This window comes from Micromonospora tulbaghiae (assembly GCF_900091605.1).
GTDB lineage: Bacteria > Actinomycetota > Actinomycetes > Mycobacteriales > Micromonosporaceae > Micromonospora > Micromonospora tulbaghiae.
The window spans coordinates 111009-124916 of record NZ_FMCQ01000002.1; the positions used below are offsets into that span (position 1 = coordinate 111009).

Consider the following 13908-nt stretch of genomic DNA (forward strand, 5'->3'; position numbering starts at 1 on the left):
CCACCTTGCCCGTCACCCCACCCCTCGCCCAACCCGAGGTGACACTGCTGGACAGCAGCTCCGTGCACCGGCGGCTGACCATCAAACCGGCGATGTGCGGCCACAACACCCTGTTCGTCAGCCAGCTCGGCGACTGGACCTGGGACACGGTCACCGCGGTGTGCGGCACCGACGTCTTCAACGCCCGCAACGAGGCCGGCGCCCCGACGTACCTCGCGTTCTACTACTTCCACATCCGCGCCACGCCACGGGTGCACCTGCGCCGCTTCACCTTCGGCGACCGGCTGACGGTGGACTCGACGGTGTTCGGGTTCGGCAGCGAGTCCGTACTCACCCTGCACCGCATCGCCCTGGGCGGCGACGACCCGGGCCGCCCGGTCGATCCGGTGGAGTTCTTCGACGCGCCGCGGGACGACTGCATGTACGTGCAGAACTTCAACCGGTGGATCACCCGCGGACGCGACGGCGGCAACCGCAACCTGGTCCGCTCCTCGCCGGCCGACTTCACCCACGAGCACCTGCCGGCGCTGCCGGAGCGGTACTCGCCCCGCCACGTGTATCAGCGGGCCCGGGCGGCCGGGACGTTCCACGACGCGACCGGTCCGGGATGGCGTGCCGGTGTCGAGGACTTCGAGCTGACCTACCCGATCGACATCACCCGCGACATCAACGGCGTGGGCCTCATCTACTACGCCGCCTACTTCTCCGTCGTGGACTGGGCGCTGCTGCGGCTGTGGCGCCACCTCGGCCGCGACGACCGGACGTTCCTCGCCCGCGTCGTCGTCGATCACAAGATGTGCTATCTGGGCAACGCGCAGCTCGACTCCGTGCTGCGGATCCGGATGAAGACCTGGGAGAACCGCGACGATCCCACCGAGGAGGTGGTCAACGTGCTGATCGAAGACCAGGAGACCACGGCGGTGCTCGCCGTGTCCACGCTGACGCTGCGGCACGAGGACCGGGCATGACGGCCGTGGCGCCGACCCGGGCGGAGGTCGAGCGGATCCTGCGGGAGGTGATCACCTCGATCCTTCCGGGACTGCCGCCGGAGGCGGTCACCGGCGGCCGTCACCTGCGGGACCTGGGCGCGGACTCGGTCGACCGCGTCGAGATCATCATCGCGGTCACGGTCCGGCTCGGCGTGGACGTGCCGTTGTCGACCTTCAGCGACACACCCGACATCGACCGGATGGTCGACCAACTCGTGGAGGCGAGCCGGCGGTGACGGCACAGCGGATCGGTATCGAAGCACTCAACGTCTACTGCGGTCTGGCGTACCTGCCGGTCCCGGCGCTGTTCGAGGGCCGAGGGCTGGACCCGGCCCGGATGAGCAACCTGATGATGGACCGGCGCTCGATCGGGCTGCCCTTCGAGGACCCGGTCACCAACGCGGTGAACGCGGCGCTGCCCCTGGTGGAGCGACTGACCGACGACGAACGGAACCGGATCGAGCTGGTCGTCACGTCGAGCGAGTCGGGGATCGACTACAGCAAGTCGATCACGTCCTACGTGCACCAGCACCTCGGCCTCAGCCGCGACTGCCGGATCCTCGAGGTCAAGCAGGCGTGCTACGCCGCGACCGCGGCCGCCCAGCTCGCCGTCGGCTACCTGGCCTCGGGCCTGTCGCCGGGCGCCAAGGCCCTGGTGATCGCCACCGACGTGGCGCTGGTCGACGCCCGCGCCGAGTACGCCGAGCCGGCCACCGGACACGGCGCCGCGGCGGTGCTGCTCAGCGACGACCCCCGGGTGCTGACGATCGACGTCGGCGCGTTCGGCAACCACAGCTACGAGACCATGGACACCGCCCGGCCGTTCCCCGGCTTCGACATCGCCGACGTCGACCGGTCGCTGTTCGCCTACCTCGACTGCCTGACCAACAGCTTCGCGCGGTACGCCGCCAAGGTCGACGGCGCGGACTTCGCCACCACCTTCGACTACCTGGTGATGCACACGCCGTTCGCCGGGCTCGTGCGGGCGGCGCACCGCAAGATGATGCGGGAGTTCGCGCCGGCCGCCCCGGTGAGCGTGGACGCCGACTTCGCGCAGCGGCTCGTACCGTCGCTGGTCTACCCCCGGATCGTGGGCAACCTCTGCTCCGGGTCGGTGTACCTGGGCCTGTGCAGCCTGATCGACAACGCCGGCTACACCGACGGCGCGCGGGTCGGCCTCTACGCGTACGGCTCGGGCTGCTCGGCGGAGTTCTACAGCGGAGTGATCGGCCCGCAGTCACGAACCGAGCTGGCCCGCATGGGCATCGCCGAGCGGCTGGCGGCCCGGCAGGAACTCACGTTCGCCGACTACGTTCAGCTGATCAAGGAGAACCAGGACAAGCTCACGCCGGAGGAGAACCGCGACGTCGACGTGAGCCGCTACGCCGACCTGATCGGCCGGGTGCCCGGCCGGCCCCGGATGCTGGCCTGGACCGGCATCCGCAACTACCACCGCCGGTACGAGTGGGTCTGAGCCGCCGATGAGACAGGACTGGTTCGGCGCCCGTGGCCTGCGCGACCCGGCGCCCGTCCGGTTGTTCTGCCTCGCGCACGCCGGCGGCGGCGGGAGCTTCTTCCGCTCGTGGCGGGAGCTGCTCACCCCGGACGTCGCGGTGGTTCCGGTGATCCTGCCTGGTCGCGAGTCCAGGTCGCGTGAGCGGCCGTACCGCCGGATGGCGGACCTGGTGGAGGCGCTCGCGGCGTCGTTGACCCCGCACCTCGACCGGCCGTTCGCGTTGTTCGGGCACAGCATGGGGGCGGCGGTGGCCTTCGAGACGGCGCACCTGCTCGCCCGCGGGAACGGACCGCGGCCGCGGCGGCTGTTCGTCTCCGGGCGACGGCCGCCCACCATGCCGTCGCGGCGGCCGGACCTGCACCGGCTGCCCGACGACCAGTTCATCGATGCGGTGGCGCGGATGGGCGGAACCCCGCCGGAGCTGCTCCGCCGCCGTGAGCTCCTCGACGTCTTCCTGCCGCGGCTGCGCGCCGACTTCGAGGTGAACGAGACGTACCAGCCGGGCCCGCGGACCCGGCTGTCCTGCCCGGTGTCGGCGTTCACCGGCGACACCGACCCCGAGGTTGACGCCTTGGAGATGGCGGCGTGGCAGAGTGTCACCGACGGGGAGTTCGTCCTGCGGGTGTTCCGCGGCGGGCACTTCTATCTGGTCGACGCGGCCGTGCCGCTGACCCGGGTCATCCTCGCCGAGTTGCAGGCGACCCCCGTCGGCCCCTGACCGGGCCGCGTGCCGTTTCCCGGTTTTGCGAAGGAGAATGTCATGACCAAGCAGGTCACCGGTGTCCGCAAGCTCAAGAGTTGGGAGGACACCACCTACTCGGAGGTCGGCGACGGGCCGAAGGCGGTCCGGTCGAGCATCGAGTACGAGTACACCGGCGACATCCAGGGCACGGCCAAGCTGGAGTACGTGATGCTGCTGCACAGCGACGACAAGGCCACGTTCGTCGGCTACGAGCAGATCGTCGGCCGGATCGGCGACCGGGAGGGCAGCGTCGTGCTGGAACACCGGGGCAAGCTCGACGAGAACGCCGCCACCGTCGCCATGAGCGTGCTGCCCGACAGCGGCACGGGGCAGCTCGCCGGGGCACGTGGCGAGGGCGGTTTCGTCGGCGTGCACGAGGACCGGGGCGACGCGAAGTACACGATGGACATCGAGTTCGCCTGACGGCGGGCACCACCGGCCCGGTACGGCGTCCGCCGTGCCGGGCCGGCGCGCGTCGCCGGACGGTGTGAGCAGTTGTGAGCAGACCCGCGGCGGGCGCCCGGCTAGAACGGTGAGGACGCGTATCCCTCACCGCCGAGGTGCCCATGAGCCGCAGCAAGCAGATCCTCGCCGAACGCGCCGACGCGGACCGCCTGGTGATGTCCGCGCTGGCCACCGACAGCGCCGTCACGCCGACGGCGCAGGTGCTGCCGTGGCTGGCCGAGCGGTCCCGGGCCCACTCGTTCGAGGTTCGCCGCGTCCCGCTGGGCGAGCTGACCGGCTGGCAGGAGGAGCCGGGCACGGGGAACCTCGTGCACCACACCGGCCGGTTCTTCTCCATCGAGGGCCTGCGGGTGCAGACCGAGCGGACCTGGACCCAGCCGATCATCGTGCAGCCCGAGGTGGGTGTGCTGGGCCTGCTGATGAAGGAGTTCGACGGGGTCCTGCACTGTCTGATGCACGCCAAGATGGAGCCGGGCAACGCCCCGCTGGTCCAGCTCTCGCCGACCGTGCAGGCCACCCGCAGCAACTACACGGGCGTGCACCGCGGCACGCCGATCCGGTACTTCGAGTACATGCGCCCGTCCGCGCGCAGCCGGGTCCTCGTCGACGTGCTCCAGTCCGAGCAGAATTCCTGGTTCCTGCACAAGCGCAACCGCAACATGGTCGTCGAGACCACCGACGACGTGCCGGTCGGCGACGACTTCCGGTGGCTCACCCTCGGCCAGCTCGCGGCGCTGCTGCGCCGGCCGGACGTGGTGAACATGGACACGCGGTCGGTGATGTCCTGCATCCCGGCGACACCGTCGGCCGTGCTGCGCCCGGTCGTCGCGGTGCCCGGCGACACGTTCGCCGGGGCGGTCCGCCGGTCCTTCTGGGACGACGGCGACGCGCGGCACACGCAGACCGAGCTGCTGGGATGGCTGACGCGCCAGCGCGCGGTGCGGGAGGTGCGGCAGCGCCGGGTGCCGCTGTCGGAGGCCGAGGCGGACGGCTGGCGCCGCGATGACGACGAGATCGCGCACGTCAGTGGCAAGTACTTCACCGTGATCGGGGTGAGCGTGCTGGCCGGCAGCCGTGAGGTGCGGTCCTGGCAGCAGCCGCTGCTGGCCCCCGTCGCCCCGGGAGTCCTGGCGCTGCTGGTCAAGCGGATCGCCGGTGTCCTCCACGGGCTCGTCCAGGCCCGCGCCGACGCGGGCTCGCTGACCGGTGTCGAGCTGGGGCCCACTGTGCAGTGCCAGCCGGTCAACTACCGGGACCTGCCGCCGCGGGAGCGCCCGCGGTATCTGGACCTGGTGCCGGCCCCCGGTGAGGCGCGGATCCGGTACGACGTGGTGCAGTCGGAGGAGGGCGGCCGGTTCCACCACGCGCGCAACCGCTACCTGGTGGTGGAGGTCGGCGACGAGTTCCCGGTCGAGGCGCCGGACGACTTCCGCTGGATGACCATGGGGCAACTCGCCGGCCTGCTCTCGCACGGCAACTACCTGAACGTGGAGCTGCGGAGCCTGCTCGCGTGCGCCCGGACGCTCTGGTGAGCGCCGCCGGGCCGGTACGGGTGGCCGTGCTCGGCTGCGCGGACGTCGCGGCCCGGCGGATGCTGCCCGCGCTGACCGGTGGCGGCGCGGCCACCGTCACCGCGATCGGCAGCCGCGATCCGGCCCGGGCGGCGGACCTCGCGGGCCGCTTCGGGGTGCCGTTCGCCGGCACCTACGCCGAGGCGCTGGATCGCCCCGACGTGGACGCCGTCTATCTCCCGCTGCCGCCGGCGCTGCGCGGCGAATGGGTCCGTCGTGCCCTGCGCGCCGGGAAGCACGTGCTGGCGGAGAAGCCGCTGACCACCGGCGCGGAGCACACGGCGGCCCTCCTGGCCGAGGCGCGGGCCCGTGGCCTCGCGCTCGTGGAGAACATGGCCTTCCTGCACCATCGCGGCCACCGGACGGTGTACGACCGCCTGGCGAGCGGCGACATCGGGGACCTGCGGCACCTCACGGCCACCTTCACGATCCCTCCGCGTCCGCCCGGTGACCTGCGGAACAGCCGGGAGCTCGGCGGTGGCGCCCTGCTGGACGCCGGGGTGTACCCGCTGCGGACGGCGATGCGCCTGCTGGGCCCGGGCCTGCGCGTTGCCGGGGCGGCGCTGCGCCTGAACGACGACGGCGTCGACGTGGCGGGCAGCGCGTTGCTGGTCGGTCCGCGTGGGGTCACCGCCGCTCTGACCTTCGGCATGGCCCACGCCTACCGGGCCTCCTACGAGCTGCACGGATCGAGCGGCCGGATGGTGCTCGACCGGCCGTACAGCGCTCCCGTGGACCACCGGCCGCTGCTGCGGGTGGAACGGGACGGCCGGACCGAGGAGGTGTCGCTCGCCGCCGACGACCAGTTCGCCCGCATGGGGGAGGAGTTCGCGCGGATGGTGACCGACCCGGCGGCGCGCGAACCTGCCGCCGCCGCGTCGCTCGTGCAGGCGGAACTGGTGGACGAGGTGGCTCGGCGCGCACTGCGGACGCAGCCCTGAACGGAGTGCGGCCGCGCCGCACGGGAAGGTCGACAATGGACATCACCGCGATGGCCGTCCGGGACGCGTACCGCATCACGCCGCGTCGCCTGCCCGACCACCGGGGCGAGTTCTTCGAGGCGGTACGCCGGGAGGCGCTGGAGGCGGTCACCGGGCACCCGTTCGTGGTGCGTCAGGTCAACTACTCGGTGTCGCGCCGGCACACCCTGCGCGGTATCCACGGCACCACGTTGCCGCCCGGTCAGGCCAAGCTGGTGACCTGTGTCAGCGGCGCCGTACTCGACGTCGTGGTCGACCTGCGGGCGGGCTCGCCGACGTTCGGCCGGTTCGACGTGACCCGGCAGGACGGCGAGTCCGGGATCTCCGTCTACCTCGCCGACGGCCTCGGGCACGCGTTCCTCGCCCTGACCGACGACGTGCGCATGGCCTATCTGTGCTCCGAGGAGTACGTGCCCGGGACGATGGTCGACATCGACGCCCTCGACCCGGACCTGGCCCTGCCCTGGCCGAGCGGGCCGGAGGTGATCCGCTCCGCCAAGGACGCCGCCGCGCCCCGGCTGGCGGACGCGCTGCACCGGCTGCCCACGTACGAGCAGTGCCTGGCCGCGTACGGCCGGACGCCGGCCCGCGACGGGGGGCAGCGGTGATTCCGCTGTTCCGCAGCGCGGTCGCCGCCGACGCCGCGGACCGGGTACGGGCGGTCCTGGACAGCGGCTACCTCGGTCAGGGACCACGGGTGGCCGAGTTCGAGGCGGCCCTCGCGCAGCGCCTGGGCACCGACCGGCTGGCCACCGTCAACAGCGCCACCTCCGGCCTGCACCTGGCGCTGCACCTGCTCGCCGGGCCGCCGGGTCCGGCGACGGTGGGCGGCGAGGTGCTCACCACCCCGCTGACGTTCCCCGCGACGAACTGGCCGATCCTGGCGCTCGGCCTGCGACCGCGCTGGGTCGACGTCGACCCGGCCACGTTGAACATCGACCTCACCGACCTGGCCGCGAAGATCACGGCGCGGACCCGGGCGATCATGGTCGTGCACTGGGGTGGCTACCCGGTCGACCTCGACCGCTTGCGTGAGGTGGTGGACGAGGCGGGCCGGCGGACGGGCCACCGTCCGCCGGTCATCGAGGACTGCGCGCACGCCTGGGGGTCGAGCCTCCGCGGCCGGCCGGTGGGGGACCACGGCAACACCGCGGTCTTCAGCTTCCAGGCGATCAAGCACCTGACCACCGGCGACGGCGGCCTGGTGGTGCTGCCCGACGACGTCCTGTGCCGGCGGGCGCGGCGGTTGCGCTGGCTGGGCCTCGACCGCGACAGCGACGAGAGCTTCCGCAGCAGCCAGGACGTGACCGAGTGGGGCTACAAGTTCCACCTCAACGACATCGCCGCGGCGATCGGACTGGCCAACCTGGACACCGTCGACGCACGGGTGGACCGGCACCGGGCCAACGCCGCCTGGTACGCCGACCAACTGCGCGGCGTGGCCGGGCTGGACCTGCTGGAACGCCGGCCGGACCGGCGCTCCGCGGAATGGATCTTCACGGTCAAGGTCGACGACCGGCGGGGGTTCATCCGGCGGCTGGCCGAGGCGGGCATCGCGGCGAGCCCGGTGCAGCGGCGCAACGACCTGCACAGCTGCGTCCACGAGTTCCGGACGGACCTGCCCGGCCTGGACGCGGTCGCGGATCGGATGGTGGCGATACCCGTAGGCTGGTGGGTGGACGACGACGACCGGTCGAGGATCACCGAGGTGATCCGGGCCGGCTGGTGACCCGGGTCCGCCGGGTCACGTGCCGTGCGGCGTCCCGCAGCATCCGACCCCGCGCCCCACGACCTGGGAGACAACGATGGCCGAGCGTGTCGCGCGTACCCGGTCCGACGCCGCCCGCAACCAGCGGCTGCTGATGGACGTGGCGGCCCGCACCTTCGCCGTGGCGGGCCTCGACGTGCCGGTGTCGCAGATCGTCGACGCCGCAGGCCTCGGCAAGGGCACTGCGTTCCGCTGCTTCGCCACGAAGGGCGACCTGGTCGCGGCCATCGTCCGGGAGCGGCTGGACGCGCTGGCGGCACAGGCGCGTGGACTGGTCACCGGCGACCCCGGCGCGGCGGTGTTCGAGTTCGTCCGGCTGTGGTCCGGCGCGCTCGCCGAGGACCGTGGCCTCCGTGAGGCGATGGACGGGCCGGCGCCGGGGTCGGCCGGGGTGTGGGAAAGCTACCGGGCGCTTGTCGACGCCGTCGAGGCGCTCGTCGGACGGGCCCGCGGGGCCGGCGCCGTCCGGGCCGACGTGTCCGCCGCGGACCTGCTCCTGCTGGTCGCGGCGGCGGTCCACGCGGCGGTGCCACTGTCCGGGGTGGACCCGGCGTTCCGGGACCGGTTCGTGGGCCTGGTGTGCGACGGGCTGCGCTCCGGGCCATCCGGGACTCCGCCGCGGTCCGCGCCGACGCACGAGGAGCTGGCGAAGGTCTGGACGGGGTCCGAGCGCTCTCGGTAGCATGCTCGGAAAGCGGACCGGCTGGTCCGCTTCGGGTCGCGGTGTTGACTCCCGCGGACCCGCCTCCTGTCCGGAAGGACCATCATGGACCCATCCCCGGCCGCCGACCCCCGGCCCGCCGTGCCCGCCGCGTCCGAGCCGGCCGGCCGCAACCGCTGGATCGTCCTGATCCTCGTCACCCTGGCGCAGTTCATCGTGGCTCTCGACGCCACGGTGGTGAACGTCGCCCTGCCCTCGATCGACCGCGACCTGGGCATGTCGGAGGCCGACCTCCAGTGGGTGGTGAACGCGTACGCCCTGATCTTCGGCGGCTTCCTGCTGCTCGGCGGTCGGCTGTGCGACCTGTTCGGCCGCAGGCGGCTGTTCATCGCCGGTCTGGTGGTGTTCACAGTGGCCTCGGCGATCAGCGGGCTGGCCACCGACGCCGTCGTGCTGACCGTCGGCCGTGGCCTCCAGGGCCTCGGCGGCGCCCTGGTGTCCCCGGCCGTCCTGGCCATCATCAACACCACCTTCCGCGACCCGGCCGAACGCACCAAGGCGCTCGGCGTGTGGGGCGCGGTGGTCGCCGGTGGCAGCGCGTTCGGCCTGCTCATCGGTGGCCTGCTCACCGGTGCCCTCTCCTGGCACTGGATCTTCTTCGTCAACCTGCCCATCGGCGCGGTCGTGCTGCTGGCCGCCGTGCGCGTGATCGGCGAGTCGCGCGACGAGAACGCCGACCGTTCCCTCGACGTGGCCGGTGCGGTCACCGTCACCGGCGGTCTCGTCCTGGCCGTCTACACGATGGTCAACGGCCAGGCGTGGGGGTGGGCCTCGGCGCGGACGCTGACCCTGGGCGCCGTCGCCGTGCTGCTGCTCGCCGCGTTCGTGCTGATCGAGTCCCGCACCCGGCAGCCCATGATGCGGCTGAGCATCTTCCGGCTGCGCACGCTCGCCGTCGCGGACGCCGCGCTGATCTTCCTCACCTCCGGCATCGCGACGATGTTCTTCTTCTCGGCCCTCTACCTCCAGGGCGCTCTCGGCTACAGCCCGCTTCAGGGCGGCCTGGCGTTCCTGCCCGCGGCGATGGGCGTGATGGTCGGCGCCACGCTGTCCGAGCCGCTGGTCCGGCGCCTGGGGCACATCCTCGTGACCGTGATCGGCCTGTGCCTCGGCGCGCTCGGCATGGCCTACCTGACCCGGCTGCCCATCGACGGGTCCTACCTCACCGATCTGCTGCCCGGCCTGCTGCCGCTCTCCATCGGCCTGGGCATCGCCTACGTGCCGATCACGTTCCTGGCCACCTCCGGAACCGCGGACGCCGACTCCGGCCTCGCCTCCGGCATCTACCAGACCGTCCAGCAGATCGGTGGCGCCGTCGGGCTGGCGATCCTGGCCGCGATGGCCACGGCGCGCACCACCGACGTGCTCGGCGACCCGGCCGCGGCCGATCCGGCCGAACAGCTCGCGGCGCAGGTCGCCGGGTTCCGGGTCGCCTTCGCCGGTGGCGTCGTGCTGCTGCTGTGCGGCGCGGCGGTCACCGCGCTGTTCCTGCGCCGGCGCCACGTCGCGGCGTTGCTGGAGACCCCTGCGGCGGGCGCGGACGCGCCGGCCCCGGCCGAGCCGGTGGCCAAGGGCTGACCGAACTCCGGTCGCGCCGGAGACCGGCTCACGCGGCAGCGCCCACGAGGGCGCTGCCGCGTCGTCGTCGGTTCGGCGAATCCACGAAAACTGCGTCGAAGTGAGCAGAGCCGTGGATCGCCTCCCCATACCGTCCAGGCATGGATACGGGCCGGAGACTCTACCTGGACCTGATGAAGAAGGTCCTTACGAACGTGGTCTACGAGGACAATCCGCTCGGCTACGAGCACGTCCCCATCCCCTGGTTCCAGGGTGACCCCGCCTATGACCCGGAGAAGCGCCGCGTCGGCCTGGACTGGCCCAGCGTCGCACACACCATGGTCGGCCTGAAGCGGCTGGACAACGTGCAGGAGTGCATGGAGCAGGTGCTCTCCGACGACGTGCCCGGCGACTTCATCGAGACCGGGGTGTGGCGCGGCGGCGTCTGCATCTTCATGCGCGCCTTCCTCGAGGCGTACGGCGTCAAGAACCGCCGGATCTGGGTGGCCGACTCGTTCGAGGGCATCCCCGACGTCGGCGAGGACGGGCACCCGCTGGACGTGCGGCTCGGCCTGCACCGGGCCAACGAGACGCTGGGCGTGCCGATGGAGGTGGTCAAGGCCAACTTCGCCCGCTACGACCTGCTCGACGACCAGGTGCAGTTCCTGCCCGGCTGGTTCCGCGACTCGCTGCCCACGGCGCCGGTCGAGCGCATCGCGATCCTCCGGCTCGACGGCGACCTGTACGAGTCGACGATGGACGCCCTGAACAGCCTCTACGACAAGGTGTCGCCGGGCGGCTTCGTCATCGTCGACGACTACGCCCTGCGGAGCTGCCGCCGTGCCATCGACGAGTTCCGTGACCAGCACGCCATCAAGGACGAGGTCCTGCCCATCGACGGGGCGTCCGCGTACTGGCGGCGCAGCGCCTGAGCCGGCGTCGGCCCGGCCCCTCGGCGAGGGACCGGGCCGATCGTCTGCGCGCGTGTGGTCAGACGCCGGCGCAGGGCCGGGCCGCCGGCCGCACCGGGGACTCCCGGTCCACGGCCAGGCACTCGAGCAGGCCCACCGCCAGGTCCGGTCCCGGCTGGGCCCGGATCTCCGCCCTGATCCGTTGCAGGTTCGCACGGTACGCCGGGTCACGCAGCACGTCCCGGACCGCCTCGCGGGTCCGGTCCGCGGTCAGTTCCTCCGGCCGGATCATCCGCGCGAGGCCGAGCTCGGCGCAGCGCCGGGCGTTGTGCGGGTCGTCGACCAGCAGCGGCACCAGCACCTGGAGCAGGCCGGCGTCGATCGAGCCCATGACGGTGCCGAAACCGCCGTGGGTGATCGCCAGGTCGCAGTGCGGCAGCAGCAGACTGTGCGGGATGAACCGTTCGATGTGCACGTTGGACGGCTGGGGGCCGAGCTCGGCCGGGTCGGCGTCACGGCCCACCGTGACCACCACGTTGATCGGTTCGTCGCGCAGGCCCTTCAGGATGGTCCGGACCATCCCCGGGAAGACGTCGGTACGCCAGCGGTTCGCCACCGTCCCGACCGTCACGTACGCGGTGGGCTGCGCCGGCATCCGGGCCACCCAGTCCGGCAACGCCTCGCTCCCCACCTGGTCGTAGAAGGTCGGGCGCAGCGTGCGGAGCGTGGCGGGCTTGGGGATCGCCGGGTTGAGCAGACTCGGCGGCGCGAAGCACAGGTGCAAATGGCGGTGCAGCATGTGCAGCCCCGGGTCGGGGCCCAGCCCCGCGTCCGCGCGCAGACGGTCGATCTGCTCCTGGACCGCCGGCTGCATCGGCCCGGTGTCGAACAGCGGCATGATGTCCACGCTGGCGTGCGGGATGCCGAGACGTTCGGCGGCCACCGCCGCGGCGGCCTCGAAGTTCTCCCGGACGACCACGTCGGGGCGCCACTGCCTGCAGATCTCCAGCAGGTCCGGCAGCATCCGCCGGGCCCGCACTCCGTAGATGACGTCGGCGATGGCCAGCTGGTCCATCTCCGGCCCGGGGCTGAGCCGGCGGGCCCGTACCTTCAGCGCGTCGAATTCGGGATCGCCGTCGCCGTCCCGGTTCAGCCCGGCCGCGAACGTCCGGAAGCCCAGTTCCTCGACCGCGGACCGGATCGACTCCGCGCAGGCGAAGGCGACCTCGTGTCCGGCGGCGCGTGCGGCGATCGCGAGCGGGACGAGTGGATGCAGGTGCCCGGTCGACGGAATGGAGGTGAACAGCAGGCGCATCGCCGTCACCTCCACTTCGGCGGACGGTGTCCGCGGTCTGGATCACGAGCGGTCATCGGAGGCATCCGATACACTCCTCACAGGGTCGCCGATTGGTGCATGCCTTTCTATTCCGGGCAACCGCTCGCGTCTGCTCACTACTGAGCGTCAGCCCTCGTCGAACACCACCCGGTGCTGCGGCACGTCGGGCTGGTCGAATCGCAGAAGCTCCCCGGCCTCGGCCTCGACGGCGCCGCGGGTCTTCTTGTCCAGGCGCCGGAAGGCGGTGACGGTCATCGTGGCCGTCCGCTTCGTCGCGTTGATCTTCCACAGTCCGGCCACCACGCCGTCCACCAGCACCGTCGGCTTGATCTGGAGGTTCGCCCGGGCGTACACCCGGTCCTTGACGTCGTCCGGCAGGATGCGTCCGCGGTGCTTGGGCGTGTAGGCCAGCAGCGTGCTGTCGAACGCCGGCAGGAGCCGGGCGGGCACCTCGGTGCCGGCCTCGGGCCGCGGGCCGTCCGGCACGTCGTAGAGGGTCCGCCCGGCCCCGTCGGTGAAGCGTTCCAGCTCGGACGAGAGACGCTCCAGCGCCGCGCGCACCGGCGGGACGCGCCAGCCGGTCCAGGCGGCGACGTCCTCGGCCGCCGCCGGACCGAAGGCCCGCAGGTGCCGGCGTACGACGTCGGCCAGCGCGTCGTCGGGGGAGGGGGCCCGGTCCGATCCGGGCGGGCACGGGGCCGTGCGGAAGGCGGCCGGCGCCCGGCCCGACCACTCGCCGTCCTCCGGCGCGCGCACCAGGGCACTCCAGGTGTAGAACGCGCGCCACCTGTACTGCCGCTGCGCGTCCGCCTCGGCGGCGTCGAACGTGTCCGGGTGCCGCTTGATCCAGTCCTCGACGAATTCGGCGATCTGGTCGCCGGTGCGTGCCTGCCGGGAGGTGTGGCGCAGCAGCTCGGCGCGGAGTTCGCCGGCCCGGGCGGTCGGCTCGGCCTTGGCCCGCCGCCACTCGTTGACCCCCGCGCCGTCCGCAGCCGCCGCGTACGCCGCGTGCTCGCGGGCGCTGGTCAGGTGCAGCGTACGCCGCAGCGACGTGCCGAGGAGCAGTTCGCCGCGACCGAGTGCGGCGTACAGGTCGCCGGTGGTCAGGCCGTCGACCCGGGTCCACAGTCCCTGGGCCACCGCCGGCCAGTGCTGGGCCTGGAGCGCGCCGACGGACTCCACCACCTCCGCCAGGGGGCGCCGATGACGTTCGATGAGACCCTGCCGGGCGAGCAGCGCGCGGTTGAGGGCCTGGTCGGACATGGGCATCCGCGGATCGTACGTCAGCCCGGCCCGACCGGCAGTGCTCATTAGTGAGCAGTCGGTGACCGTGTCGGCGGGTAGGAAGGAGG

14 protein-coding genes are annotated in these 13908 nt (G+C 72.4%); 12 read left to right on the forward strand and 2 right to left on the reverse strand.

Annotated features, from left to right (window positions below):
* The first annotated feature begins 5 nt into the window (after window positions 1-5).
* The 12 genes from GA0070562_RS05775 (at window position 6) to GA0070562_RS05830 (ending at window position 11241) form a co-directional block, all read left to right on the forward strand.
* Window positions 6-968 (forward strand): LnmK family bifunctional acyltransferase/decarboxylase, encoded by a 963-nt coding sequence (locus GA0070562_RS05775; protein WP_254663739.1) that lies wholly within the window; start codon window positions 6-8, stop codon window positions 966-968.
* Window positions 965-1225 (forward strand): acyl carrier protein, encoded by a 261-nt coding sequence (locus GA0070562_RS05780; RefSeq protein WP_091416431.1) that lies wholly within the window; start codon window positions 965-967, stop codon window positions 1223-1225. The genes GA0070562_RS05775 and GA0070562_RS05780 overlap by 4 nt, the downstream gene beginning before the upstream one ends.
* Complete coding sequence (locus GA0070562_RS05785) at window positions 1222-2463, forward strand: hydroxymethylglutaryl-CoA synthase family protein (RefSeq protein WP_254663740.1); 1242 nt, start codon at window positions 1222-1224, stop codon at window positions 2461-2463. The genes GA0070562_RS05780 and GA0070562_RS05785 overlap by 4 nt, the downstream gene beginning before the upstream one ends.
* Before the next feature lie 7 nt (window positions 2464-2470).
* A complete protein-coding gene (locus GA0070562_RS05790; RefSeq protein WP_091416435.1) occupies window positions 2471-3223 on the forward strand; it encodes a thioesterase II family protein in 753 nt (250 codons plus the stop codon).
* A 42-nt stretch (window positions 3224-3265) separates the two neighbouring features.
* The gene (locus GA0070562_RS05795) at window positions 3266-3670 is read left to right on the forward strand and encodes a DUF3224 domain-containing protein (protein ID WP_091416439.1); all 405 of its coding nucleotides are present in this window, start codon (window positions 3266-3268) and stop codon (window positions 3668-3670) included.
* Window positions 3671-3813: 143 nt separating this feature from the next.
* Window positions 3814-5244 carry an NDP-hexose 2,3-dehydratase family protein gene (locus GA0070562_RS05800; RefSeq protein ID WP_091416443.1) on the forward strand — a complete coding sequence of 477 codons (1431 nt, stop codon included), beginning with the start codon at window positions 3814-3816 and terminating at the stop codon, window positions 5242-5244.
* Window positions 5223-6224 carry a Gfo/Idh/MocA family protein gene (locus GA0070562_RS05805; RefSeq protein ID WP_276526474.1) on the forward strand — a complete coding sequence of 334 codons (1002 nt, stop codon included), beginning with the start codon at window positions 5223-5225 and terminating at the stop codon, window positions 6222-6224. The genes GA0070562_RS05800 and GA0070562_RS05805 overlap by 22 nt, the downstream gene beginning before the upstream one ends.
* Window positions 6225-6259: 35 nt before the next feature.
* Window positions 6260-6871, forward strand: coding sequence for a dTDP-4-dehydrorhamnose 3,5-epimerase family protein (locus GA0070562_RS05810; RefSeq protein WP_091416446.1), 612 nt, complete (start codon window positions 6260-6262; stop codon window positions 6869-6871).
* Window positions 6868-7992, forward strand: a complete 1125-nt coding sequence (locus GA0070562_RS05815; protein WP_091418383.1) for a DegT/DnrJ/EryC1/StrS family aminotransferase — start codon at window positions 6868-6870, stop codon at window positions 7990-7992. The genes GA0070562_RS05810 and GA0070562_RS05815 overlap by 4 nt, the downstream gene beginning before the upstream one ends.
* A gap of 76 nt (window positions 7993-8068) precedes the next feature.
* A complete protein-coding gene (locus GA0070562_RS05820; RefSeq protein WP_091416450.1) occupies window positions 8069-8713 on the forward strand; it encodes a TetR/AcrR family transcriptional regulator in 645 nt (214 codons plus the stop codon).
* An 84-nt stretch (window positions 8714-8797) separates the two neighbouring features.
* Window positions 8798-10330, forward strand: coding sequence for an MFS transporter (locus tag GA0070562_RS05825; protein WP_091416453.1), 1533 nt, complete (start codon window positions 8798-8800; stop codon window positions 10328-10330).
* A 140-nt stretch (window positions 10331-10470) separates the two neighbouring features.
* On the forward strand, window positions 10471-11241 hold the full coding sequence (locus tag GA0070562_RS05830) for a TylF/MycF family methyltransferase (protein ID WP_091416457.1): 771 nt from the start codon (window positions 10471-10473) through the stop codon (window positions 11239-11241).
* A 58-nt stretch (window positions 11242-11299) separates the two neighbouring features.
* On the opposite strand, the gene GA0070562_RS05835 is transcribed toward GA0070562_RS05830, so the two are convergent.
* A complete protein-coding gene (locus tag GA0070562_RS05835) occupies window positions 11300-12535 on the reverse strand; it encodes a glycosyltransferase (protein ID WP_139135435.1) in 1236 nt (411 codons plus the stop codon).
* 147 nt (window positions 12536-12682) lie between these two features.
* Window positions 12683-13825 (reverse strand): winged helix DNA-binding domain-containing protein, encoded by a 1143-nt coding sequence (locus tag GA0070562_RS05840; protein WP_175438654.1) that lies wholly within the window; start codon window positions 13823-13825, stop codon window positions 12683-12685.
* Between the last annotated feature and the right edge of the window lie 83 nt (window positions 13826-13908).